The 23,583-nt window shown below is 44.6% G+C and carries 24 protein-coding genes; 10 read left to right on the top strand and 14 right to left on the bottom strand.

Going from position 1 to position 23,583, the window contains the following annotated elements; genetic code table 11:
- Positions 1–37: 37 nt before the first annotated feature.
- The gene (locus tag EPB59_RS17160) at positions 38–1,411 is read left to right on the top strand and encodes a diguanylate cyclase (RefSeq protein WP_154174042.1); all 1,374 of its coding nucleotides are present in this window, start codon (positions 38–40) and stop codon (positions 1,409–1,411) included.
- Between the two features lie 262 nt (positions 1,412–1,673).
- Here the strand turns inward: EPB59_RS17160 and EPB59_RS17165 are convergent, their stop codons facing one another.
- On the bottom strand, positions 1,674–3,107 hold the full coding sequence (locus tag EPB59_RS17165) for a DUF3612 domain-containing protein (RefSeq protein ID WP_241666236.1): 1,434 nt from the start codon (positions 3,105–3,107) through the stop codon (positions 1,674–1,676).
- 231 nt (positions 3,108–3,338) lie between these two features.
- On the opposite strand from EPB59_RS17165, the gene EPB59_RS17170 reads away from it, so the two are divergent.
- On the top strand, positions 3,339–3,917 hold the full coding sequence (locus EPB59_RS17170) for a malate synthase (protein ID WP_055050322.1): 579 nt from the start codon (positions 3,339–3,341) through the stop codon (positions 3,915–3,917).
- Between the two features lie 99 nt (positions 3,918–4,016).
- Here the strand turns inward: EPB59_RS17170 and EPB59_RS17175 are convergent, their stop codons facing one another.
- On the bottom strand, positions 4,017–5,033 hold the full coding sequence (locus EPB59_RS17175) for a GGDEF domain-containing protein (protein WP_055050323.1): 1,017 nt from the start codon (positions 5,031–5,033) through the stop codon (positions 4,017–4,019).
- A 206-nt stretch (positions 5,034–5,239) separates the two neighbouring features.
- Here EPB59_RS17175 and EPB59_RS17180 point away from each other — a divergent pair, with 206 nt between their 5' ends.
- Positions 5,240–5,749 (top strand): MarR family winged helix-turn-helix transcriptional regulator, encoded by a 510-nt coding sequence (locus tag EPB59_RS17180; protein ID WP_154174044.1) that lies wholly within the window; start codon positions 5,240–5,242, stop codon positions 5,747–5,749.
- Positions 5,750–5,824: 75 nt separating this feature from the next.
- Here EPB59_RS17180 and EPB59_RS17185 read toward each other — a convergent pair whose 3' ends face one another.
- Positions 5,825–6,745, bottom strand: coding sequence for a chemotaxis protein (locus EPB59_RS17185; protein ID WP_001151683.1), 921 nt, complete (start codon positions 6,743–6,745; stop codon positions 5,825–5,827).
- A gap of 173 nt (positions 6,746–6,918) precedes the next feature.
- On the opposite strand from EPB59_RS17185, the gene ppiC reads away from it, so the two are divergent.
- The gene (gene ppiC / locus EPB59_RS17190; RefSeq protein WP_000124504.1) at positions 6,919–7,197 is read left to right on the top strand and encodes a peptidylprolyl isomerase PpiC; all 279 of its coding nucleotides are present in this window, start codon (positions 6,919–6,921) and stop codon (positions 7,195–7,197) included.
- A gap of 922 nt (positions 7,198–8,119) precedes the next feature.
- Positions 8,120–8,794, top strand: coding sequence for a LuxR family transcriptional regulator VpsT (gene vpsT / locus EPB59_RS17195; protein WP_055050325.1), 675 nt, complete (start codon positions 8,120–8,122; stop codon positions 8,792–8,794).
- A gap of 91 nt (positions 8,795–8,885) precedes the next feature.
- On the opposite strand, the gene EPB59_RS17200 is transcribed toward vpsT, so the two are convergent.
- Complete coding sequence (locus tag EPB59_RS17200) at positions 8,886–9,206, bottom strand: heavy metal-binding domain-containing protein (RefSeq protein WP_000637498.1); 321 nt, start codon at positions 9,204–9,206, stop codon at positions 8,886–8,888.
- Positions 9,207–9,380: 174 nt separating this feature from the next.
- Between EPB59_RS17200 and EPB59_RS17205 the strand changes: the two genes are divergently transcribed.
- Positions 9,381–9,989: a 2OG-Fe(II) oxygenase gene (locus EPB59_RS17205; protein WP_195707135.1), complete on the top strand. Its 609-nt coding sequence runs from the start codon at positions 9,381–9,383 to the stop codon at positions 9,987–9,989.
- Positions 9,990–10,088: 99 nt separating this feature from the next.
- Here EPB59_RS17205 and EPB59_RS17210 read toward each other — a convergent pair whose 3' ends face one another.
- The 3 genes from EPB59_RS17210 to malK form a co-directional block, all read right to left on the bottom strand.
- Positions 10,089–10,334, bottom strand: a complete 246-nt coding sequence (locus tag EPB59_RS17210) for a Rho-binding antiterminator (protein WP_000253073.1) — start codon at positions 10,332–10,334, stop codon at positions 10,089–10,091.
- Between the two features lie 4 nt (positions 10,335–10,338).
- Positions 10,339–10,860 (bottom strand): spermidine N1-acetyltransferase, encoded by a 522-nt coding sequence (gene speG, locus EPB59_RS17215; RefSeq protein ID WP_001088094.1) that lies wholly within the window; start codon positions 10,858–10,860, stop codon positions 10,339–10,341.
- A 187-nt stretch (positions 10,861–11,047) separates the two neighbouring features.
- Complete coding sequence (malK, locus tag EPB59_RS17220) at positions 11,048–12,169, bottom strand: maltose/maltodextrin ABC transporter ATP-binding protein MalK (protein ID WP_154174046.1); 1,122 nt, start codon at positions 12,167–12,169, stop codon at positions 11,048–11,050.
- Positions 12,170–12,841: 672 nt separating this feature from the next.
- On the opposite strand from malK, the gene malE reads away from it, so the two are divergent.
- The 3 genes from malE to malG all read left to right on the top strand — a co-directional run bounded on the left by malE (position 12,842) and on the right by malG (position 16,574).
- Positions 12,842–14,023, top strand: coding sequence for a maltose/maltodextrin ABC transporter substrate-binding protein MalE (gene malE / locus EPB59_RS17225; RefSeq protein ID WP_055032812.1), 1,182 nt, complete (start codon positions 12,842–12,844; stop codon positions 14,021–14,023).
- Positions 14,024–14,097: 74 nt separating this feature from the next.
- Entirely contained in the window at positions 14,098–15,672 is a 1,575-nt protein-coding gene (gene malF / locus EPB59_RS17230) for a maltose ABC transporter permease MalF (RefSeq protein ID WP_154174047.1), read from the top strand.
- Positions 15,673–15,683: 11 nt separating this feature from the next.
- The gene (malG, locus tag EPB59_RS17235) at positions 15,684–16,574 is read left to right on the top strand and encodes a maltose ABC transporter permease MalG (protein ID WP_055030143.1); all 891 of its coding nucleotides are present in this window, start codon (positions 15,684–15,686) and stop codon (positions 16,572–16,574) included.
- A gap of 322 nt (positions 16,575–16,896) precedes the next feature.
- Here malG and EPB59_RS17240 read toward each other — a convergent pair whose 3' ends face one another.
- From EPB59_RS17240 to EPB59_RS17260, 5 genes are all read right to left on the bottom strand, one after another.
- The gene (locus EPB59_RS17240) at positions 16,897–17,148 is read right to left on the bottom strand and encodes a hypothetical protein (RefSeq protein WP_055030144.1); all 252 of its coding nucleotides are present in this window, start codon (positions 17,146–17,148) and stop codon (positions 16,897–16,899) included.
- Positions 17,149–17,258: 110 nt separating this feature from the next.
- Complete coding sequence (locus EPB59_RS17245; RefSeq protein ID WP_000094381.1) at positions 17,259–17,747, bottom strand: acyl-CoA thioesterase; 489 nt, start codon at positions 17,745–17,747, stop codon at positions 17,259–17,261.
- 159 nt (positions 17,748–17,906) lie between these two features.
- Positions 17,907–18,668 (bottom strand): DeoR/GlpR family transcriptional regulator, encoded by a 762-nt coding sequence (locus EPB59_RS17250; RefSeq protein WP_055030145.1) that lies wholly within the window; start codon positions 18,666–18,668, stop codon positions 17,907–17,909.
- Between the two features lie 153 nt (positions 18,669–18,821).
- Complete coding sequence (locus EPB59_RS17255; RefSeq protein ID WP_055032810.1) at positions 18,822–19,748, bottom strand: GGDEF domain-containing protein; 927 nt, start codon at positions 19,746–19,748, stop codon at positions 18,822–18,824.
- 155 nt (positions 19,749–19,903) lie between these two features.
- A complete protein-coding gene (locus tag EPB59_RS17260) occupies positions 19,904–20,803 on the bottom strand; it encodes a DMT family transporter (RefSeq protein WP_154174048.1) in 900 nt (299 codons plus the stop codon).
- Positions 20,804–20,902: 99 nt separating this feature from the next.
- Here EPB59_RS17260 and EPB59_RS17265 point away from each other — a divergent pair, with 99 nt between their 5' ends.
- Complete coding sequence (locus EPB59_RS17265; protein ID WP_055050330.1) at positions 20,903–21,694, top strand: AraC family transcriptional regulator; 792 nt, start codon at positions 20,903–20,905, stop codon at positions 21,692–21,694.
- On the opposite strand, the gene EPB59_RS17270 is transcribed toward EPB59_RS17265, so the two are convergent.
- Together EPB59_RS17270 and cspE are read right to left on the bottom strand one after the other, a co-directional pair.
- Entirely contained in the window at positions 21,686–22,612 is a 927-nt protein-coding gene (locus EPB59_RS17270; RefSeq protein ID WP_154174049.1) for a M14 family metallopeptidase, read from the bottom strand. The genes EPB59_RS17265 and EPB59_RS17270 overlap by 9 nt on opposite strands.
- A gap of 562 nt (positions 22,613–23,174) precedes the next feature.
- Positions 23,175–23,387 (bottom strand): transcription antiterminator/RNA stability regulator CspE, encoded by a 213-nt coding sequence (gene cspE, locus EPB59_RS17275; RefSeq protein ID WP_000066499.1) that lies wholly within the window; start codon positions 23,385–23,387, stop codon positions 23,175–23,177.
- Positions 23,388–23,583: the final 196 nt, after the last annotated feature.

Raw genomic sequence — 23,583 nt, forward strand, 5'->3', positions numbered from 1 at the left:
ATAAACAAAAATCAATAATAAAGCTGAGGGTTGAGGGATGGGGTTAACCTCACACAATAATCGATATATCACGGTTTTTTTCTTGTCATTACTCTTCTTCGGAATTGGCGTGGTTGAATCGCTTAACTTCAATCAACGACTTATCTTACAAAATGATCTTCGCCAGCATGCGAAAGAAGAGTTATCCGCAGTGCGTTTTCAGTTGGAAGCCGAGGTTCTTGCCGATATCTATGCGGTAAAAAGTTTGACCCCGCTCGTAATGTTAGATCCTGAGCTAAAAATCTACCATTGGGAGCAATTGTCTGCTGCGGTAATGAGAAGCAGCGACCATTTAAGAGCGTTAGGTATCGCACCCAATGATGTGGTGGTTTTTAGTTATCCTCTTTCTCAATCTCATGCCGTTCTTGGTTTGGATTATCGAACCGTTCCGTTGCAATGGGAGTCGATAAAAAAAGCGCGTGAAATAAAACAAACTTTTGTCTCTGGGCCGGTTAACCTTGTTCAAGGTGGAAAAGCACTGGTGATCCGAGAGCCGATATTCTATGACCCACCAACGAATAGCCGCTATTGGGGCGTTCTTAGCGTTGTGATGGACTGGGAGTCTTTGCTCTCTTCAACGAAACTTCAAAGCTTTGCTGAGAATTTCCAGCTTTCTATCCGCGGTCGAGATAGTTTAGGCAGTGATGGCGAAGTGTTTTGGGGAGACCCACAAGTTTTTCAACATGCTTTTGCAAAAGAAACCGTTTATTTCCCTTATGGAAGTTGGCAAATCGCTGTCGCAGAGACACAAAATCTACTGCAACTTTTACCTTGGTATGAACAGCATATCGTGCGCTTGATTGGCTATTCGATACTCATGCTTTTGCTACTTGGTTTTGGTGTAATTGTGCGGCTATATCATTTGGCAGAAGAGCGTTCTTTACATGATCCCTTAACCCATCTGCCCAATCGGCGGTATTTTATTTGTACCATTGATACCTATTTTGAAAATGCCAAACGTTCTGATAGTGAAGGTAATTTTGCCTTATTGAATATTGATATTGACCGCTTTAAAACAATCAATGATTCGTATGGACATATTGCTGGCGATAAAGTTTTAGTGGCTTGTGCAGAACGCATTAAATCTTGTTTACGTGTTTCTGATTTAGTCGCACGAATTGGAGGAGATGAATTTTTGGTTTTAATACCGCGAGTTCATCGTGAGCAAGATGTGTTGAAAGTGTGTGATACGATTTTGACGAACATTTCTGAAACCCCGATTGTATATGAAGGCCAGCTGATTAACATTCGCGTCAGTATTGGTTATGCCTTGTATAATCGCGCCTTTGCAGATCCTAATGAGATGTTTAAGTTAGCCGATCAGCGCATGTATGCCGCCAAGCGTAGACAAAATCCACTACATCAATTCTAAAAATGCATTTTGCGAAACTTAACTTTTGCAAAATGCAAAAATTTTGCATGTTGTCAGTCTTCTATGAGTTTAGCTGCAATGAAACTGCTCATAATTTATGCGATTTTACTACAAAAGTGTCGAATTTAAAGTTGGCACGTAACCTGCATTAATTAGATTGACCCTTCTAAGCCGAGGGTCACCTAGCCAACTGACGTTGTTAGTGAACACCCTTGTTCACACTTATAGACGGCCAATCACACCTCTTGTGGTTGGCCTTTTTTTATCCGCCGCATTCACCATAACATTTCGGTTTCCTGGGGCATACGGCTCCGCGTGAGCAGATGAGTCTGGCGTCACCCTCAATACCACGTTCAACCCAGTTGATATTGAGAATTTTGGCGATGGTACGTAAATCACGCTTGATGGGCGCTGGTATGGCCGTTGTTCCTCCTTTTTGTACACAACTCATTTTCAATTCCTGAGCTATCGCAAGCGCATCGCCACCTTGGGCATTAATTGCCGGGTTAAGATCGATGCCAGCGCACAGCACCCGATTGTTCCCCGCAGGATCGATCACATTAATCGATTCACAGCAATAAATCCGTGGTTCGTCACCAACGGTAAGAATGGAGATCTGCGCTGAACTATCATTTTGTGGTTGTGAAAGTCTACGAAATACCGCCCAATGCTGGCATGGATCGTTCACCTTACGCATATTGCCCCAAGGGAGGGGAATGCCATTTCCTCGATAAACGGCTTTGAGTTTCCCTTCACCATAAGCATCAAAATAATGCCAATGTGGATAAGGCGAAACGACGGTCATTCGCCGCATTGCGACTGAAGGCGATACTCCAGCCTTTTGATGCACGCTGATTTCATAACCATTACGATCCAGCAATTGTCTAAAAGGCACTTTAGGGCAGAGTAGGGCTCCTGCAAAAAAACTGGACTCAAAATCCCGCCACGCTTGCAGAATATCTTGCGAGTTAAGCTCAGAAGATGGGGAAGTGTCGACCATTTCATCCCAACCTTGAGTATGTCCGACCGACAAAACACTTTTTAAGCCGTCTTTGTTGTGCAACACATTGTGTCCAATATACACCGCAAGGTCATATTTAAGCCGTGTGGGGTATTCACGCAGAATTTCATTCAAGTAAATGCGGCCGGGGGGCTCAAAGAATGAAGTGACTAACTGCTTTGCACTGACACCCAGCTCATCGGTAACATCATGGGGAGTGCGCTTGACCCAGCGCACGTCTAAACCAAGACTTTTGGCAATATCCAGCAAATCTGTGACTGACAAATTAAGGCGTTTTAGGCCTACTTCTTCAGCGGCACGCTCTAGATCGGGGAAGTGATTCTGCAAGCTTTCTTGATGGGCTCGTATTAATAGGTGGGCAAATTGACGTCCTGTGATCCCCGTTTGAGACAGCATCTCAGGGATGGCAATTTGTAAGATGTCATTAGAAAAAAGAAAACTAGGCTCAAGCGCCATACCGCTGATCCCGCCTCGGTTGCCTTTTTCTGGCGTGATGTCCACTTGTTCAGGTTCGTCATCGAGAAACCAAATCGGATCTTTTTGAAAAACTTCCGCGATCACTTCCAGCATTTCGACACTTGGTACCCGTTTTCCACGCTCAATCATTGAAAGGTAAGACACAGAAGGAGCGTATTCTGGACTGACACGAACACAACGAGCAGAAAGATCCTCCATCGTTAAGTGGTTTCTTTTCCTCAGATTTCTGACTTTAGTTCCCAGAAAATGGGACTGCCGAACTAAACTTTTAGACACACTCATTTTGTAAAATTCACATTGTAAAATTTTTGTTGTGAAATTGTAGTCAAAAATCCGCTAGTCTACCAAGTAAGCGAAGTCACAAATCCGGCGAAAAGATCGCCAGTGTCTTTGCAGAAAAATCAATTTGATCTGGATGAGGGAACAACGATGAACATGCTGACGTTTGATAAAACAGAAATCCAACACCAAAACAAACCCTTTATCGCTGAAGCTGTGTTCGCCGTAGAAACGGTCGCTGCCAATCAGCAACGTGAGAAGCAAATCAAAGCGAAACAACTGCTGGATAGACTTTTTCCGCTAGAAAGTGGTACGCATCAAGATGTGACCGCATATGTCATTGATTACAATCACTTGCTGGCTTACTTCCATGATGGTCGTCATAGTGGCTTGAAATACCCTAAGCAATTTGTAGCGTTTAATGGTAGCAAAGAAAATCCGAGTCACATTGTATTTCGTGATGGGCAAGGGAGTCATGTTGAGCTGACGTTAGGTTGTCAACGAGGGACTGGGTGTATTGAATTGCGCGAAATTGCCGATATTCAATTAGAAACCTGTACCGTGTTGAATCATAGCGACGAACAGATGCAACCGAGTACCACTATTCGCCATTGGGTCAGTTTGATTAAAGGTGATGAGCAAGGCCGCCCACAGGCACGAATTGAAGAAAAAGAATATACCGCACGTAATGGTGATGAGTATTTCTTGGGTGATTGTTTCGCTCATTAATTGAAAGCATAAAACGCAAAAAAGCCAAGAGTGCAGGTGTGCTCTTGGCTTTTTGTATGGGGATGACGCCGTGTATTCTAAGACCTTATATGGATGGCGTTAAATGGGCATCACTCGGTTACGGCCTAGGTTTTTCGCGTCATACAGTAATGCATCTGCTCTTTCGACTAAGGACTCTAAAGAATCGCCATCGATTTTCTCTACGACTCCAAAAGAGGCAGTGATGCTGCCGACAGACTCGCCACTTCGTCTATCTTTCACCGTCAGTTTCTCAATTGAACGTCGCACTGACTCTGCAAACTGTCGCGCGATCCGCATCGATTTACGGGGGGCAATCAGTGCAAACTCTTCTCCACCATAGCGATAGGCGGTAACGCCATCACGACACAGACTTTGTAGGCGTTTAGCTATCGCACGAATGATTTGGTCACCAAACAAATGGCCGTAGGTATCGTTGAGGATTTTAAAATGGTCAATATCAAGCATGATTAAGCTGACGGGATGGCCAGCATGGATCAACGTAAACATATCGCCATCGAAGGCTCGTCGATTATAGAGGCCAGATAAGCTATCAAACAGCGCATCTTTTTGAACTTTTGCTAGCTGTTCTTTCAGCAGTGAAATTTCTTGCGTGGCAGCATTCAGTTGATTATTCAAAAAATTGGTTGAGTGGCGAATATCTTTAGATTCACTGACCAACTGACGGATTACCGTCATCACCTCTTCAATGGAAAGATTATCTTGCTCAACTCTTTCTAACTCTTTAAAGCTTTTATCTATGATGTTGGCAAAGGCACTTGTGTCGCTGAGAGTGTCTGTCATCGAGCTACTGATCTCGCCTAATAAAACTTCAACATTGGCGCGCAACTGATTGATATTTATCTCAGCTTTTGTCGCAATGTATTGCTGATATAAATGCTCGCCCGAGGCTGGGGGGCAAAGACCAAAATTGTTCAGTATGCTATCCATCTCAGTGTTGAGTTGTGGATTTGCTTGATCAACATAGGTATACCACAATGCATAATTCGCGGGTGTGGCTGCTACGTGATGCTTCATCATCAACGGAACCGCTTTTTTTAAGTTAGCAGTGGATTTTTTGAAATCTTCAGTCGTCATCACTTCATTCGAATATGCAAGATATCTTCATAAACTTAAGATTAGCGGATTTAAGGCAGAAACGCTGCAAAATTGTTTTGCCTGAACGGCAGGTCACGTTTTTTAAGATATTGATGTGTCGTTAACCACTGTAGCCCAATGGTTGTAAGCGTTGAAAGCGGTAGCTGAAGGGCGAGGCGTCGAACATTCAGACAGGGAAAAGGGCGATGGATGTTGTGGATAGAGTGCAAAGAGAGTGGGCGAATGAAAACCCTGAGTTAAATACGTTACCGATGTCGGTGATAGATCGCTTACTACGAATTACCAAGCGTGTTGAGCGGTTGATGATGGGATTTTATCAGCAAGTTGGGCTAACGGCGGGAGAGTTTGAAGTATTAATGACTTTGCGTCGAGTTGGAGCTCCGTATTGTTTGACCCCTTCTGATTTGCAAGCCAGTTTATTGTTGAGTTCAGGTGCGATGACCAACCGCCTAAATCGTTTGGAACAAAAAGGCTTACTAACGAGGGGCATGAGTATCTATGACCGGCGTAACGTTGAAGTGACTCTCACCGAGAAAGGGGTATGCCGTGTAGAAGTATTACTGTTGGAATACGTGGCTTTGCAAGAACAGTTACTGTCGGGATTTTCTGCCGAGGAGCAAGAGAGTTTATCAAATCAGCTACGAGTGTGGCTGCGGCATTATGAGAAATCTTGGCACGATATATGGCCATTTTAATGCTATCGGCAGCGATCTCGACTTGCGTATAAGTATGAATCGAGATGCTGCCACAAGTATTGGGTAAGCAGGGCTTTAATGTACTTTTAAACGCTGACTTTCCAGTTTCTTTGCGCCACGCAGCATTGCCTCAATCAACTCGGTAGCGTTGAACTTTTCCAGTGCTTCATGTGCGCCAACTTGATGCGCACGGTCAACACAGATTTCACTGGAAAGAGAAGTGTGCAAAATGCAATAAGCATGGTTGAGCTGTGAATCATTTTGAACTTCAAACGCCAATTCATAGCCATCCAATCCTGGCATTTCAATATCGCTAACGAGAATATCAATCGCACGATGCTGCTGCGCCATGTCGCGCATCAGATCAATCGCATCACTACCATTTTTGCAAATTTGGTAAGGTATATTGATGCTATCTAAAGCGTCGGAGAGCTGCTTACGTGCAATTGAAGAATCATCCACCAATAAAATATGCAAGGGTTTCAGGCGCTCTCGCTCAATATCTGTCAGCATGGGTACTTTAGACGATTCATACTGCGGATAAATCTTAGAAAGCAGTAATTCAACGTCGAGCAGCTGCACAATCTTATCTTGATAGCGAGTGATGCCAGTAACAAAAACATCATGCCCTGCAGTGGACGGTGACGATTCGATGTGGCGCCAATCGCACTCGATGATTTTCTCAATAGTGCGCACCATAAACGCCACCACAGTGCGCAGGCAATCGGTGACAATCAGGTAGCATTTTTGATATTCACTCGGTTGTATTGGGCGAAAACCAATCGCAGCCGCCATATCGATGACCGGAACCGTTAAATTACGTATCGTGACGGTGCCGATGACATGGTGATGCGAATAAGGGATTTGAGTCATTGGTTGATAAGTGACAATTTCCCGGACTTTTAGTGTGCCAATAGCGAAAAGTTGCTGCTGGGCACTGAGTGTGAACATCAACATTCCTTGTGATTGGTTCGCTTTACTGACGACTTTAGCCATAATGTTTTCTTTATCTGATCGAACTCTTACTTATACTAACCGAAATTACCGTATCAGCAACGGAATGGCTTGAATTTAGCCGATAATCGGTAGATTTGCTTTGATCTCAGCCATGCGTTTACATTTATTGTTGTTCGGGTACACTACGCGGCTCGATAAAGCAGGGGGAAAATATGGCTCGTACCGCGGCAGCTTTGCATATTCTGGTAAAACATAAAGAGCAAGCAGACGACATTTTAGCTCAACTGAAAAAAGGCGCTAAGTTTCACGTTTTAGCCAAAAAATACTCGCTTTGCCCTTCTGGTAAAAAAGGTGGTGATCTGGGCGAGTTTCGTCAGGGGCAAATGGTTCCTGCGTTTGATAAAGCCTGCTTTCAAGGTGAAGTATTGACACCTCAGTTAGTCAAAACCAAATTTGGTTGGCATGTCGTTAAGGTGTTGTACCGCACGTAAATCAAAGGGTGTTATCGCCAACGTTTTAGGGCTCCCCGAACGATGTATTGTTTTGACCTTTCTGAAATTGAAAATCCGGACTACCCAAGTAGACCGGATTATGAACCGTGTTATTAAGTTATCCCGTTAAAAAACGATCCGTCTGTCAGCGGTTTGTGTCATCGCTTCAGGTTTTTCGGAAAGATGGTAATGGTGATCTTATGTCGCAATTCAAAGGGTGGAGAGTGATATAAATTAGCGAGTCTAGGATAGTGACCTGAATATTATGTCATTACTTATTCTAGCATATTACCTTTATTGAACTGGCCGATTATCGTTATCAGCTGCCCCAGTAATGTTACGAGCGATTTTAAAATGTTGTAACGGATAAGTTGGTTATTCTATTTTTTGGAAAAATAGTGAAGTCTTTATGATAATTTTCAAAATAGAAAATCGGCTCAAAAATGAATACTCAATTTGAGATGAGCCTTTCTGTAATATAACCATATATTCATGTCTGAGGAATCAGGCAAATATATAAGCAAAAAGAATTAAATTCCGTTCTCTAGTGAGTCTGAAATAAGAATGTCATTGCACAGACATAGGAATGTGCTTTTCATGTTGTTGAGACTAACTAAACCTCCTTTTGAAAGCCATTTGTCGCATGTTCGATACGTTAAGAAATGAATAAAAGCGAATAAATACGAATTTTGATGCACACTCCCTTAACAATCTTCTAAGAAACTGATTTTATATATCAATAAGATATGCGTGTTGCTGTCTGATATTCTTAATATTGAGATTTTATCTTAAGCTCATGAATTACACAGATTAATTTTATGATTGAAATCGGTTCATCGGTTGTCTTAATTTCTGAACATTGACTTCCCTTTTCTTAACGTTAGTTTTAATCATGTTCGCTTGATGTGTTAGGAGGGGTGAAATGAAAGATGGGAACAAACTAAACGTTAGATTGCTTTCTGATGTTTGTATGCAATCCAGATTATTGAAAGAAGCGTTAGAGTCCAAACTTCCCGTGGTGCTGGAAATCACACCATTTTCTGAGTTGTGGCTAGAAGAAAATAAACCTGAAAGCCGTAATATCCAGATGTTGTTGATTGACTATTCCAGGATTTCAGATGATGTTTTAACGGATTACAGCTCGTTTAAACATATCAGTTGTCCCGAGGCGAAAGAGGTGATTATTAATTGTCCTCAGGAGATTGAACACAAACAGCTTTTCAAATGGAACAATCTTGCGGGTGTCTTTTATCTTGATGACGATATGGATACGCTCATCAAAGGTATGAGTAAAATTTTGCAGGATGAAATGTGGCTCACACGGAAGTTAGCTCAGGAATATATCCTTCATTATCGTGCAGGTAACTCAGTGGTTACTTCGCAGATGTACGCAAAATTAACGAAAAGAGAGCAACAAATCATTAAATTGCTCGGTAGTGGTGCGTCTAATATTGAAATCGCAGACAAGCTCTTTGTGAGTGAAAATACAGTAAAAACGCATCTACATAATGTATTTAAGAAAATTAATGCCAAAAATCGTTTGCAGGCACTGATTTGGGCGAAAAACAATATCGGTATTGAGGAAGTGAATTCTTAATCTGCTTCGCCCTTTCCTATTTACAACGCTGAGAAAAGTATCAAGAAGGCCGTTATGCACGGCCTTCTTTGTTTTTATCTGAGCATCGGCGCTACTCAACAACGACAGCCGTGCCACTGATGGAAACCATCAACATGCCATTGGTTTTACCGAAAGTTTCATAGTCTAAATCAATACCGACCACGGCATTGGCACCTAATGCTGCGGCTTGCTGCTGCAACTCTTCTAGGGCTAGGCTGCGGGCTTTTTCTAATTCACGCTCATACGTTCCGGAGCGGCCACCCACAATATCGCGGATCCCTGCAAATAGGTCTTTAAAAATATTGGCTCCGAGGATGGCTTCACCCGCAATCACTCCGCAGTAACGGACAATGCGTTTACCTTCAACGTTTGGCGTGGTTGTGACAATCATGTTCTTTCCTTTATTCAGCGAGATGCTTGTTGGATTATCAGGCCGCAAATAAGTTCCCAATCAGGTGTTGAGTCTATCCATCAGGAATATTGATCTTGGAGATTAATAACTCGAATTGCTGAGTGCGATTAAGCCAGATATAACGCGCATCTTATTGTTCATGTAGTGAGAATCATGGCGTTAGACGCATTAATGGATGCAATTGCAGACCGAGGTTGGTATGTGTGGGACGATTTTTTGAACCCACAAGAAGTGCAAGCACTACGAGAGTGTGTTCCTGAACATTGGAAACGGGCACGCATTGGAAGAAACGAGGAGACACAACGCGCAACGGATATTCGCAGTGACAAGATTCAGTGGTTAGATCTTTCAATGGGGCAACCTATCCAAGACTACTTAGAACGGATGGAGCAGATCCGACGTGAAGTGAATCGTCATTTCTTTTTAGGACTGTTTGAGTACGAAGCACACTTCGCGAAATATGAGGCGGGTGACTTCTATCTTAAGCATCTCGATTCTTTCCGAGGCAACGAAAACCGCAAATTAACCACGGTGTTTTACCTCAATGAACAGTGGACGCCCGCCGATGGCGGTGAGCTAAAAATCTATGATTTACAGGACAACTGGATTGAAACGTTAGCTCCGGTAGCGGGGCGTTTGGTGGTGTTTCTTTCTGAACGTTTTCCCCATGAAGTGCTGGAAGCACATGCAGATCGTGTGAGTATCGCGGGTTGGTTTCGTACCAATGGGGTGAGTGGTAATAAACTGGATATTGCTAGTTAACCATCCACAAACGGCTTGAAGCGGCAACACCAAGTCATCCGAATATAAAACACAAGGCAGCTCGCCACAGCCGTGCTGCCTTGTATCGTTCAATGTGGGTTATTTGAAATGAATAACAGAGAAATGGGGCTGTTCACTTAAGGCTTCCATTGAACTTAACTGCCCAGTTTCGAGCAACCACGTCTCTTCTTCACCACGAAGTTCAATGCACTCCTGCTTTTGGCTATTACGCTGGGTATCGGACGCGACACCGTAGTACACCTCACCATTTTTCATTGTTAATTTGACTGGCAGATGGAACAAACAGGCCAGTTCAATGTAATCGTATTGACTGCAGCTAACCATGTTTTTACTCGCTTTTATTTAAGTACTTATTTTGTAGTATATACATTCTCTTAACATCTTGGTAACGACCGTTGATGAAAAACTCTTCGACTAAGTGGCCTTCTTCCACAAATCCGCACTCTTCATACAGATGTACTGCTTTGGGGTTTTCCACCGCGACATGCAAATAGATTTTGTGCAGATTGAGGATAGTAAAGGAGTAATCCAGCGCACGATTGATCAACGTGCGAGCAAAACCTTTGCCTTGATACTCTGGCGCAATGATGATCTGAAATTCAGCGCTGCGGTGAATGTAGTCGATTTCAATCAGTTCCACTAAGCCAATCAGGTTTTTATTGCCATCTTCGACCACAAAGCGCCGTTCTGCGTTGTCGTGAATGTGTTTGTTATAGAGTTCTTCAAGCTCATCAAATGACTCGTAAGGTTCTTCAAACCAATACGACATGATGTTGCGGTTGTTATTCAGATTATGGATGAAGCGTAAGTCGCCACGTTCTAATGCTCTGAGCGTTAACTGACTGTTCATGTAATTACCTAACTGATGTTTGAGTCTCTCGACTTTTAGACCATAGAGGAAGAGAGGGCGCATTCACAAGAGGTATAACATCAATTTATTGCAAAATTAGGCGGCGAGTGAACGGCTTAGGCCTCGGACTGGCAGAAAGAAAAAGCCCTCTTAAGTTAAGAGGGCATAGCAAGCAAAGGTGAAATGGTTATGCGGGAAGATCAACGCCTTTTTCTTTATGTAAACGGCGGCAAGCACGGCCATCACTGTGGAATAGATGGCAGCGATGTGCGGGAATACCAATGGTGAGCGTGTCGCCAGTTTCGACATCTAGTGTGTCTGGCTGGCGGTAGATCACGTCAGAATCTGAACCCTTCAGGTTCATATACACTTGGGTTTCGTTCCCCAGCTTCTCAACGATCATTACTTTGCCTTCAATTTTGGCATCGCCATGCTCTGCTTCGACCAAATGTTCAGGGCGAATGCCGAGCGACATGCGTTCTCCGCGAGTCACGGTTGTACCGTCGACTGGGATCCAGAATGTGGTGCCATTGGAAAGCTGAACTTGCACGCGATCTTTTTCAACCGCTTCAATGAACACGCTCATAAAGTTCATCTTAGGTGAGCCAATAAATCCGGCTACAAAGCGGTTTTGTGGGTAATGGTACAGTTCAAGTGGTTTGCCGACTTGAGACACGAATCCTGCATCCAACACCACAATTTTGTCCGCCATGGTCATGGCTTCTACTTGGTCATGGGTAACGTAAATCATGGTGCAGCCCAATTTACGTTGTAGTTTGGTAATTTCTGAGCGCATTTGCACGCGCAAAGCGGCATCAAGGTTGGATAGCGGCTCATCAAGCAGGAATACGTTGGGCTGCGAAACCAGAGTTCGGCCAATGGCAACACGCTGGCGTTGACCGCCGGAAAGTGCTTTCGGTTGACGATCGAGCAGGTGGCTCAGTTGCAGAATTTCTGCTGCATGGTCAACGCGTTTTTTAACTTCGCTTTTATCGGCTTTTGAAAGCTTGAGGCCAAACGACATGTTGTCGTACAAATTGAGATGTGGGTAAAGCGCGTAGGATTGGAAAACCATGCCCACTCCGCGTTTGGAAGGTTCCACATCATTCATGCGTTGCTCACCGATGTACAGATCGCCAGACGTAATGTCTTCCAAACCTGCGATACAGCGCAGCAGAGTCGATTTGCCACAACCAGAAGGACCTACGAATACCACGAATTCGCCTTCTTGAATCTCTAGGTCGACGTTCTTGGAAATCAGCACATCACCATAAGCTTTACATACATTTTTTAACGTGACACTCGCCATCTAGCTCGTCCTCGATCAAGATTTTTAATCATTATCGCGGCTCATTATATGAATTATTGTGCACGCAATAACAGTAGGAATTGGATAAGGTGAACCACATCATGTGGTTTCATGGGCAGCGCCGCCTTATTGGGTAAGAAAAGAAAGGGTGAACGCTCCGGCTATGAAGCCATTCACCCAACTGCCGCGAAAAGTAAGTTGTTTCCCCCTACACAAAATCATGTCTCTCCCGTAATGCTTTCACCACAAACATGACTTTATATCGACAACCCACTTGGCGGTGGAACCAGCCACAAACCGTGAACTGGAAAGGCTCTTACCATCCTCTATGGGATGAGGCTAGTTTCTGTGAAAGGAGCAAATGATACATCCTCCTCATCTGTTTTTTTGTAGGGGGAGTAGGTGAGGAGGAGGTGGAGGAGGGGCATTAAGGCGTAGTTAGATCCAGTTCAAATTATTGAGGGCTGATAAGTTGAGTAGGATCACATCAAACCTGTTTTTTGTGATTTAGCTCGCTCACGTCAGCCGATAGAGATCACGAAAATACGCCATAATATCGAGGGCGTAGGGGGCAGGAGGATGAGTAAATCGCGATTTTTACTGATGATAAATGGCGAAATACGGCAAAACCTCCTGGTGAGCCCTACAACACAAAAATAAAAGGATATGAACATGAAAAATGCCCTAAGCACAGTCGCGCTGAGCACTCTGGTGGCTCTTGGTTCGTTTGGTGCCCATGCTGCTATTGAAGAAGGACAACTCACTATTTGGATCAATGGTGATAAAGGCTATAACGGTCTGGCGGAAGTCGGTAAAAAGTTCGAAGCCGACACGGGGGTAAAAGTGACCGTCGCTCACCCTGATGGATTGCAAGATAAATTCCCACAAACAGCTGCAACCGGTGATGGTCCTGATATTGTGTTCTGGGCTCACGACCGTTTTGGTGGTTACGCAGATGCGGGTCTACTGGTTGAGGTCAAACCTTCTGCAAAGGTTAAAGAAGGCATTGTCGATTTCGCATGGGATGCAGTGAAATACAATGGCAAGATCATTGGTTACCCAATTGCAGTGGAATCCCTATCGCTGATTTACAACAAAGATTTAGTACCAAACCCACCAAAAAATTGGGAAGAAGTGGCTGAGCTGGATGCCAAACTGAAAAAACAAGGCAAATCAGCCATCATGTGGAACCTGAAAGAACCTTATTTCACATGGCCTTTGATGGCGGCTGATGGCGGTTACGCATTCAAATACGGTGTTGATGGCTATGATGTGAAAGATGCTGGCATCAACAACAAAGGCGTAAAAGAAGCGATGAACTTCGTGAAAGGCCTAGTGGATAAAGGCGTGATCTCCCCAGATATGGACTACTCAGTGTCTGAAGCTGCCTTTAACCAAGGTAATACCGCGATGACCATCAACGGTCCGTGGTCTTGGGGCAACATCGAGAAATCGGGCATCAACTACGGTGTGACCACTTTGCCTAAATTTAACGGCCAAGCGTCAAAACCTTTCGTTGGCGTTCTCACCGCCGGCATCAGCACCGCTTCTCCAAATAAAGATCTGGCGGTGGAATTCATCGAAAACTATCTGCTGACTAACGATGGTCTGCGTATGGTAAACAACGACAAGCCATTAGGTGCGGTCGCGTTGAACTCTTTCCAACGTGAATTGGATGCAGATGCACGCATCGCTGCCACCATGGATAACGCGATGAATGGCGAAATCATGCCCAACATCCCCCAAATGAGCGCATTCTGGGGTGCTGCGAAAAATACGATTGTTAACATTGTTGATGGCCGTCAAACCGTCGATGCTGCACTGGCAGACGCTGAAAAACAGATGACGAAATAACCCATCGTCACACCTTGGAGGGGGAGATTTTCCCCCTCCGCATTTCTTGGTAACAACACGCTAGCAGGTTCTTTATGCAGTCAGTTCAAGGTACACAGGCTATGTCCGATCCAACTGCGGTACGTCCAGCCGACAAACGTGCGTTTTTAAAATGGGCAGTACTTGGCGCGGTAGGTATCGTGAATGGCTACGCAACCATTCTTATGTATTCTCGTGGGGAGGTAGCGTTTGCATTGCTGACGCTGATCCTCACCACTTTGGCACTGTATGTTTTCGGTAGTCGTAAAACTTACGCACATCGTTATATTTATCCCGGTATTGCGGGGATGATTCTGTTTATTCTGTTCCCACTGGCCTACACCGTTGGCCTAGCTTTCACAAACTACAGCGCGAAAAACCAGCTTACTCTTGAGCGCACACAATCGGTGTTGATGGATCAAACCTTCCAAAGTGGTGAGAGTTATGCTTTCCAACTTTATAACACCGAGCAAGGCTACCGTTTGGTGATTGAAAATGGTGAAGAGCGTTTAGCTACTCCTCCTTTCTCTCTCAGCAGCAATATTCCGTCGGATCTTAACCTTGAAGCGATTGGTGGCATTGAGGGGGACATCGAGCCGATTAAGACCATCGTTGGGTATCGCACGCAACTGAGCGGCATCGATCTGCATTTCCCTGATGGTGAAGACATTCGCATGAGTGGCCTACGTAAATTTGCTGCGGTGAAACCCCTCTATACCTTGCAGGATGATGGTGAAACACTCACCAACAACCAATCCGGTCAGACGTTGCGCCCCAATATGGAGATTGGTTTTTATCAACCCATCAATGAGAGCGGCGAATTTGTCGGTGAGCGAGTTTCACCAGGATTTGTGGTGTCAATTGGCACACACAACTTTGAACGAGTATGGAAAGATGATGGCATCAAAGAGCCGTTTATCAACATCTTCATCTGGACGGTGATTTTCTCGGTACTGACGGTGATTTTCACCCTGATGATCGGTCTTGTATTAGCCAGCGTGGTGCAATGGGAAGCATTGAAAGGACGTGCGATTTATCGTGTGCTGCTGATCTTGCCTTACGCGGTGCCTGCTTTCATTTCGATCTTGATTTTCCGTGGCCTGTTCAACCAGAGCTTCGGTGAGATTAACATGGTGCTCAATGGCTTGTTTGGCTTAAGCCCTGCTTGGTTCTCAGATCCGTTAATGGCCAAAACCATGGTGTTAATTGTGAACACTTGGCTTGGCTTCCCTTACATGATGATCTTGTGTATGGGCTTACTGAAAGCGATTCCTGATGATTTGTACGAAGCATCGGCGATTGATGGTGCGAATTTTATTAACAACTTCACCAAAATCACCTTGCCGATGATGATCAAACCGCTGACTCCGTTATTGATTGCCAGCTTTGCTTTTAACTTCAACAACTTTGTGATGATTCAGCTTTTAACTCAAGGTGGGCCAAACCGCATCGGTACTTCTGAGCCTGCGGGTTATACCGATCTTCTGGTGAGTTATACCTACCGCATCGCGTTTGAAGGTGGTGGCGGTCAAGACTTTGGTTTGGCGAGTGCGATTGCGACGCTGATCTTCTTGCTAGTGGGCGCGTTAGCGCTGCTCAACCTGCGTTTTACTAAGCTGAGCCAACAATAAGGAGCATTCATATGGCGATGGTACAAGGCAAATCTCTCAAGTATCGCGTGTGGGCAACCCATGCGACACTCTGGGTGTTCCTAGCGTTAATTATTTTCCCACTACTGATGATTGTCGCGATCTCGTTTCGCGAAGGTAACTTCGCAACCGGCAGCTTGATTCCGGATCGTCCTTCATTGGAGCACTGGAAGCTAGCATTGGGTATTGCAGTACAAAATGCTGATGGCACAGTGACACCGCCCCCTTTTCCTGTCATGACATGGCTGTGGAACTCGGTAAAAGTGGCGGGCATTACATCGGTATTGATTGTGGCGCTTTCTACTACTTCGGCTTACGCCTTTGCTCGTATGCGTTTTAAAGGCAAAGAAACCATCTTAAAAGCGATGATGATTTTCCAAATGTTCCCTGCAGTTCTGGCCTTGGTCGCGTTGTATGCCTTGTTTGATAAGCTTGGGCAGTACATTCCCTTCTTGGGCTTGAACACGCATGGTGGGCTGATCTTCTCCTACCTTGGTGGGATTGCGCTGCATGTTTGGACCATTAAAGGTTACTTCGAAACTATCGACCGTTCATTAGAAGAAGCCGCAGCTTTGGATGGCGCTACACCATGGCAAGCGTTCAGATTGGTGCTGCTTCCGTTATCTGTGCCTATCCTTGCGGTGGTATTCATTCTGTCATTTATTGGTGTGGTGGGTGAAGTTCCGGTGGCGTCTTTGCTGCTTTCTGATGTAAACTCATACACGCTTGCGGTTGGTATGCAGCAGTATCTTTATCCTCAGAACTATCTGTGGGGGGATTTTGCCGCCGCTGCGGTGCTCTCAGCACTTCCAATCACGATCGTATTTTTACTTGCACAGCGTTGGCTTGTCGGAGGACTTACCGCTGGCGGTGTGAAAGGATAATAACGATAAGGGCGACGTAGAGTCGCCCATTTTGTCTCTTCTTAACATTAATTGGTTTGGCCGCCGACAAGTTAAGAAGCTTCAATTCTGGCGTTACGCATAGCTGGCTGTTAGCTCTATTCCTTACTAGTTCACGACTAACAGTTTTTGTAACCAAAACCTGAGCTTAGCTCGGGTTTTTTTATGACTAAGGATTAGGATAACCAGTTTTGCGAAACGGTTGCCAGTATAAGCACAACCCTGTTTCTCAACAGTGAAACAAATAGAGGATGCGAGTCAGATCGGATATTGAGTTGTAATGACATCAACCGGTGCAAAAAAATTAGAACTCACGGCTGGAAGGCGCACAATTTAAGTATTGTAACAGCAGATACAAACTCTCTTCATGCATAGCCACTCGTCGGAAAAGATCGGCGAAAGTGGCATCTCCCCCAAAGCAAGCTTGAATGTAGTGATTAATCGCTTCTGGTTGATAGCCTTGAACATACAGCGTTCTTACCCATTGATATTCGACCGCTTTGGGATTGGTGAGGGTCGTTTCGGTGAGGGTGATTTTATCTAGGGTAATCGCCATAACAAAAGCGTTAAATCCATGAGCCAAAGATGGGCATGGATTTAAACAAAGCTTGATGACAGTTCGATGACAAGCGCTCCTACCAAGAGGCCAAAGCGCAGGATATACCTTTAATTTTTCAGATATTTGACGTGCGCTTCCATTTCTTCACCGATCTCAGTGCGCATGTTCATTAATCGGATCGCGGAAGCACGTAATTCCTGATCTTCTTTGGTTTGCGGAACCCATTCAGGCACGAGTGAAGGTTTTCCAGCTTCATCCACTGCTACCATGATCACGATGCAATGAGTGGTGAGATGGTTTTTCAGGAATTTGGGATCGCTAGCCTGTACGTCAATTGCGATGTGCATGGAGGTTTTTCCGGTATAGATTACCTTGGCATTCACTTCGACTAGGTTGCCGACATGAATGGGGGCTACAAAGCGTATACCGCCCGCATAAGCTGTAATGCAGTATTTACCACTCCAAGCTGCGGCACAAGCATAGGCAGCAAGGTCAATCCATTTCATTACCGCACCACCGTGCACTTTGCCCCCAAAATTGACATCCCCTGGTTCTGCCAGAAAACGTAATGTGATCTCTCGTTTGCCACTGCTCATCGGCTTATCCTTCATTTTCGTTTTGAGCCTTTTGCTCAAATAAGTGTAGAGCCAATAACAACAAATCTTTTACACACAGGCAATAATTTGTGCATTTTGTGTATGAAAAAAGGCGCTTTCGCGCCTTTCCTTCGTCTCGATGATCAACCTTCTATCGAGTTACACCACTTGAATGGTGACTTCATGCTCTTTCGCGAATGATTCGATCTCTTTTGGTGGTGTTTGGTCGGTAATGATTAAGTCGACATCGGCGAGTGTACCGAGTTTCACCATCGCGTTACGACCAAATTTACTGTGGTCAATAGCAAGGAACACGCTACGGCTATTTTCGATAATTGCACGTTTTACGCGCACTTCATGGTAGTCGAAATCCAGAAGCGAGCCGTCGTAATCAATGCCACTGATGCCTAAAATGCCGAAATCCAAACGAAACTGTGAGATAAAATCCAGAGTGGCTTCACCGGTAACGCCGCCATCTTTGTTACGTACTTCACCGCCCGCAAGAATGATACTGAAGTCAGGTTTACTCATTAGCATCGTCGCAACGTTTAAATTGTTGGTCACCACTCGCAGTTGGTGGTGATTAACCATCAAAGCACGTGCAATGGCTTCTGGTGTTGTGCCGATATCAATAAACAGTGTTGCACCATCAGGAATATGTTCCACTAAAGCGGCAGCGACTTTTTCTTTTTCATCTTGATAGGATACTTGTCGAGTATGGTATGAGGAGTTTTCTGAACTGGTGGCAATCGTTGCGCCACCATGGTTGCGGCGTAGTTTATTGGCATCTGCAAGTTCGTTGAGATCGCGGCGTATGGTTTGTGGGCTGACATCAAATCGATCTACCAGCTCTTCTGTACTCACAAACCCTTGGGCTTGAACTAATTCAATGATTTCTTGATGGCGCTTAACTGCTTTCACCGGGATATCCTTATGATTTGAACTGCCCTCAGTGTACGGAGTCATTGCCTGATTTCAAATCTTGGTTTGCGTTTTCTTACGTTTTCTTTTCGTTTTTAATCTTTTTTCACAAAAACGAAAAGAAATACCACCTAGACGTGTGATGCGAGTGAGTTAGTTTGTGGATTGACGATAGATACAGCAACGGTTGCGCCCACTGCGTTTCGCTTTATACAGAGCTTGGTCAGATCGTCGATAAATATCCGCAATATCATGATCTCCATGATGTAGGCTAGATACGCCCGCGCACAGATAGATATGCTCTTGTTGATCGAAGAAAGGGTGCTCAGCGAAACGTTGGCGGATTTGCTCTGCTAACGCGAAAGCTGTTTCTACGTCCGTATTCTCTAGCACTATGATGAATTCCTCACCGCCTACGCGGCCACAGAAATGGTGCTCTGAAATGACGTCATTGAAGAGTTTAGCGAGGAAACACAACACCTCATCGCCTTTATCGTGACCAAATTGGTCATTGATCAGTTTGAAGTTATCGATATCGATAGAGATGCAGCTTAAGGGTTGCTTTGAATTTTTTGCGCGAGTGAAGGCTGAACGAAAATCCGCCCACAATTTACGTCGATTGCACAGCTGAGTTAAAGAGTCGGTATTGGCGAGCTGGTAGAGTTGTTCACGTAGCTCAACAATGTCAGTGATGTCGGTTGAGACACCAATTAACCCGATAACTTCACCGGTGAGTCGGTGCAAAATTGGGTGTTTTACTGCTCGGTAGACCCGTACTAGCCCATTTGATTTAGCCGTGGCACGTTCTTCATGAATGACGGATGAGCGCGTCTCAAAGACATGTTGATCGGCGGCTAAGATATCACTGAGCTGGTCATCAAAGAAAAAATCGTGGTCAGTCTTACCAATTAAAGAGGATTCATCGGTATTGAACAATTCTAAAGTGAGGGGATTGGCGTAGAGATATTCCCCACGACGATTTTTGACAAAAACATACACGCCCAGCTCATTGAGCACAATCTCGTGCAAGGTGAACTGCTGGTTATCAAAAAGCTCTTCAATACTATTAAGTTCAATCATAGGCTCACCTCTGCATTCCCAACCTCAGTCAAATCATTGGAGGTTAAGGATCGGGGAACCTAGCCAATCTTTACTTTTATTACGTCTTGCGACGTGTTTCTTATTCTTTAAAGATAGCGTGTTGAACGCTGTTTTGCGCGTGAAAATGTTCGCTTTTATACTTGTGTCACTTTTTCGACGCCGTCATCATTACGGCGCTGAATTTTGAGTTGTGAAAGTGCGACACCACTGATCACCAATAACCCACCAAGCAGATGATAAGGTTGTACGGTTTCACCCAATAATGTGGCGGCCAATGAAACAGAGAACACGGGTAGCAGGTTCATAAACATGGCGGTGGAGTCAGCACCAATCGCGTCAATCGCTTTAACCCACATCCAAGGTGCCAGTAATGAAGCGGCGATTCCTGCGTAGGCAATCAAAGAGAGTGATCCCTCGGTTGGGAGTAAATGATCACTGGTTAACCAGAGTGGTGTAAGCATAAATACGGCACAAACCCCTTGTAGATAAATCAAAGTCCAGTTGCTAAAGGGCATTTTCCAGCGTTTGAGGAGTACGCAATATAAGGCATAGACTAACGCCGCCATTACCATCAAAGCATCACCTTCGGTAACACTTTGATGTAAGAAAAACAGTGGGTTGCCTTCTCCTAACATGTAAGCAAGGCCACACAGTGAAAGTACACCACCGACAATACTGAGCGCCGAAATAGGTTTGTTGAGTAGAGGCAGACTAATGAAAACACTCATCAAGGGAACAAAAGAGGTGATCAGTGACATATTAGTGGCAGTCGTGGTGAGCCCTGCGTAATAACCGAGAGACTGGTTAAGTACCATACCGAGCAAAGCCAAAAATGCCAGTTTGCTGAAGTTGTGCTTAACCACCGCCCACTGGCGAATGGCACTGGGTAAGCAGAATGGGGTAAGAATGGCCATAGCTAATAACCAGCGATAAAAACTCATTGCGCTTGGCTCAATAGTGGCGGCGGCGAGTTTGTTGACAATCGAGTTGCCACCCCAAATCAACACAGTTAAAAATGGCAGAAGATAAATCATGTGAGCCTCGTCGCAATTTGTTTCTCTGGATATAGTGTGGCAGGTCTTTATAATTACAACTATCTCTAAAAAGACATTGCGAGCGATAGGAAGACAAGATTGAAAAAACGCACTCGTCATCTCCATCCTTCATTATCCATTGAACACCCACCCTCCGAGGTGTTTATGAATTTTGAAGCCTTTTTATCTAATACGGAAACTCGCGAGCACAGCCACGCTTGGGGGCAAGTGCAGCTCATTTCTGGCGGGATTTTGGAAATGGAAGCGGAGGATACGCGCTTTCTAGCACCTCCTCACTTAGCCATTTGGGTTCCTGCGGGGATCTGTCATCGAAGCTACAATCGTAAACCTATCGAATATTGTTCGCTTAATATTGCCTCTAATTTGACCTCGGCGTTTCCTGCTAAAACCAGTTTAATTAAGGTAACGTCGATTGTTTCGGCCATTATTGATGATTTTAGAGAACGTAACATCAATGTCGCGCACAGCAGTGAAGATAAGCGATTAGTGCAAGTGTTACTCGATCAACTGGCGACTCGCGAAACTCAGCATCACTTTCTTCCTTCGACAAATCACAAACATTTAGCGCCGATTTTGGCTTCAGTGGAAGAAAATCCAACCGATAACACGACATTGCAGCAGTGGGCAGAGAAGGTGCATACCACGGAGCGAACGTTAGCGCGCCATTGTCAGGCAGAATTGGGTATGAGCTTTACGGAATGGCGGCTTCGGGTGCGCTATCTCTATTCTATGGAATTGTTACGCCAAGGTCATGCCGTAAAAGAGGTGGCACTAACGCTCGGCTATAACCAAGCCAGCCCATTTATCACCATGTTTAAAAAATACTCCGGGTTGACCCCGGAGCAGTATAAAAGTCGATTATTAGCTTAGTAGGCTTGGCTGATTGGCGAGCACATAATCGAGCGCGCCAACAATGGCCGCGACCTGTGCATCATTGCAGTTTTGCGCCGTGACTTTGGGGCTATCTGGGTAGACCTCGGTAGTGGTGCCGTAAGTACAATCAGTCATGCCGCCACACAAGCCCAGTCCTCTCATCGGATAGAGGATGATGCCATCTGCGACCACGGGTGAGCCAATGATCTGGTTTTTGTCATCTGCTGGGGCGATATGCGTCACGCAGCGTACCGAATTAATCACTGCTTGCTGAAAGTCAAGTTGCGGATTTTCAGTATCTCCGACGGTGTAAAAACCATCAGGGATGGTTCCTGCAAGGTAGTCTTTGCCATCTCGCGCCGCTAAGGCGGGACGAAACTCAGATTCATCTGTATCGGTCGTTTCGTGCAGATCAATATGCAGCAAAATGGGCTCGTGCTCCGCAACCATCGCCATCAATAAGGCGGCCTCTTGTGCCGGACTGTTCTGAACAAAAGAGCGGTTGGGATCGATGGCATCTGGGTTCCAACGATTGATGGTTTCGTAACCCCAAGGGCTCACACAAGGCGCAGCAAGCAGATTGAAGTGGGGCAAATAAGGCTCTGCAGCGGTGGCTAAAAATTGCAGCGCACCGTGCACACCACTGGTTTCATAGCCATGTACCCCACCAGTGATGAGCACTGTGGGTTTGCTGGCATCCCAGTTGCGGCTTTTCACCACATACAACGGATAGCGAATAGGATCAAAAGCAAGAGCACCGTAAGTGCTGATCTCAAATTGATCTTGCAATGCCCAAATTTTTGGTACGACTTCTTGTTGGTATTCGCGTTGGATATGGCGTTGTGCGAGCCATGCTTGACGCTCTGCGGCTTGCCAAGGTTGACCAGGCACACCGATAGGGTAAAAAGCTGACATTTTAGTTCTCAGTCTTTGATCGAGTTGCAAAAGAGTAAGGCTTTGATAACGCCTGAGCAACAAAATTCTAAAACTGCAGAATAACCAATGAAATGAGGGAAAATAACAGAATAAATATAATTAAACAGAAGTAGTGAATTAAATTTTTATTTGGCACTTACAAAAATAATTAATGAATACTAAATTCACCGATTTCAGTTCCCATATCAGAGAGTATTTTTCCTGTCTGATTTGTTTCGCAGAAATTAAAGTAAATTGGATAATGATTGGAATTGATTCTTGGCAAAATATGACGCTGTAAAATGTCACTATTTAATTGATGAATGTGAGCTGACCAGCGGAGATTATTTTGTAGAAGATGGAATTCGATTTTTATCATAAGTTAAAGTTTCTTGTTGATGAGATTTCTCTCGTAATAGTTGATACCAGTGTCGCTGGCGAGAAGTTCTTCGAGACATAAGTTACTCGTTGTGATGAATTAAAATGAAGTAATGAGGAAGAGTTGTCAGGTATTGCTGAGTGGTTAAAGCGTGGCGCACATGGGCACCACGCAGAAATTGGCTTACAGCGTAACTACGTTAGACGCTTGTGGGCCTTTCTTACCTTGTTCAACCGTGAAGCTAACACGTTGACCTTCAGTCAAAGTTTTAAAACCTTCTGACTGGATAGAATTAAAGTGAACAAACACATCGTTGCCACCGTTATCTTGAGTAAGAAAACCAAAACCTTTAGTTTCGTTGAACCATTTTACAGAACCAGTCATTTTATTAGACATAGAGACCTCTAGAGATAATATTTACAATGATTTATTAGGGCTTAAAACAGAAGCTATTATATGGATTATAAAGGAGAAGCTATCACAGAGGTTGAACGAAAGGTATCGAAAAAAGACTGAGGTAAAACTTGAACTAAATTTCATTAATAGCTCATTTGTCTGAGCTGTGGGTGAGTATACATGGAAAAAACAATAT

It is taken from the genome of Vibrio metoecus, assembly GCF_009665255.1.
GTDB lineage: Bacteria > Pseudomonadota > Gammaproteobacteria > Enterobacterales > Vibrionaceae > Vibrio > Vibrio metoecus_B.

Bases quoted from the DNA above. Each gene is read 5' to 3' on its own strand.
- EPB59_RS17200 (WP_000637498.1), bottom strand. From the start codon at position 9,206: ATGATTGTCACAACCACGCCAAACGTTGAAGGTAAACGCATTGTCCGT.
- malE (WP_055032812.1), top strand. From the start codon at position 12,842: ATGAAAAATGCCCTAAGCACAGTCGCGCTGAGCACTCTGGTGGCTCTT.
- malG (WP_055030143.1), top strand. From the start codon at position 15,684: ATGGCGATGGTACAAGGCAAATCTCTCAAGTATCGCGTGTGGGCAACC.
- EPB59_RS17165 (WP_241666236.1), bottom strand. From the start codon at position 3,107: ATGGAGGATCTTTCTGCTCGTTGTGTTCGTGTCAGTCCAGAATACGCT.
- speG (WP_001088094.1), bottom strand. From the start codon at position 10,860: ATGAACAGTCAGTTAACGCTCAGAGCATTAGAACGTGGCGACTTACGC.
- malF (WP_154174047.1), top strand. From the start codon at position 14,098: ATGCAGTCAGTTCAAGGTACACAGGCTATGTCCGATCCAACTGCGGTA.
- EPB59_RS17185 (WP_001151683.1), bottom strand. From the start codon at position 6,745: ATGGCTAAAGTCGTCAGTAAAGCGAACCAATCACAAGGAATGTTGATG.
- EPB59_RS17205 (WP_195707135.1), top strand. From the start codon at position 9,381: ATGGCGTTAGACGCATTAATGGATGCAATTGCAGACCGAGGTTGGTAT.
- EPB59_RS17175 (WP_055050323.1), bottom strand. From the start codon at position 5,033: ATGACGACTGAAGATTTCAAAAAATCCACTGCTAACTTAAAAAAAGCG.
- EPB59_RS17160 (WP_154174042.1), top strand. From the start codon at position 38: ATGGGGTTAACCTCACACAATAATCGATATATCACGGTTTTTTTCTTG.
- EPB59_RS17270 (WP_154174049.1), bottom strand. From the start codon at position 22,612: ATGTCAGCTTTTTACCCTATCGGTGTGCCTGGTCAACCTTGGCAAGCC.
- malK (WP_154174046.1), bottom strand. From the start codon at position 12,169: ATGGCGAGTGTCACGTTAAAAAATGTATGTAAAGCTTATGGTGATGTG.
- EPB59_RS17255 (WP_055032810.1), bottom strand. From the start codon at position 19,748: ATGATTGAACTTAATAGTATTGAAGAGCTTTTTGATAACCAGCAGTTC.
- EPB59_RS17260 (WP_154174048.1), bottom strand. From the start codon at position 20,803: ATGATTTATCTTCTGCCATTTTTAACTGTGTTGATTTGGGGTGGCAAC.
- EPB59_RS17180 (WP_154174044.1), top strand. From the start codon at position 5,240: ATGGATGTTGTGGATAGAGTGCAAAGAGAGTGGGCGAATGAAAACCCT.
- EPB59_RS17210 (WP_000253073.1), bottom strand. From the start codon at position 10,334: ATGGTTAGCTGCAGTCAATACGATTACATTGAACTGGCCTGTTTGTTC.
- EPB59_RS17240 (WP_055030144.1), bottom strand. From the start codon at position 17,148: ATGGCGATTACCCTAGATAAAATCACCCTCACCGAAACGACCCTCACC.
- EPB59_RS17245 (WP_000094381.1), bottom strand. From the start codon at position 17,747: ATGAGCAGTGGCAAACGAGAGATCACATTACGTTTTCTGGCAGAACCA.
- cspE (WP_000066499.1), bottom strand. From the start codon at position 23,387: ATGTCTAATAAAATGACTGGTTCTGTAAAATGGTTCAACGAAACTAAA.
- EPB59_RS17170 (WP_055050322.1), top strand. From the start codon at position 3,339: ATGAACATGCTGACGTTTGATAAAACAGAAATCCAACACCAAAACAAA.
- vpsT (WP_055050325.1), top strand. From the start codon at position 8,120: ATGAAAGATGGGAACAAACTAAACGTTAGATTGCTTTCTGATGTTTGT.
- ppiC (WP_000124504.1), top strand. From the start codon at position 6,919: ATGGCTCGTACCGCGGCAGCTTTGCATATTCTGGTAAAACATAAAGAG.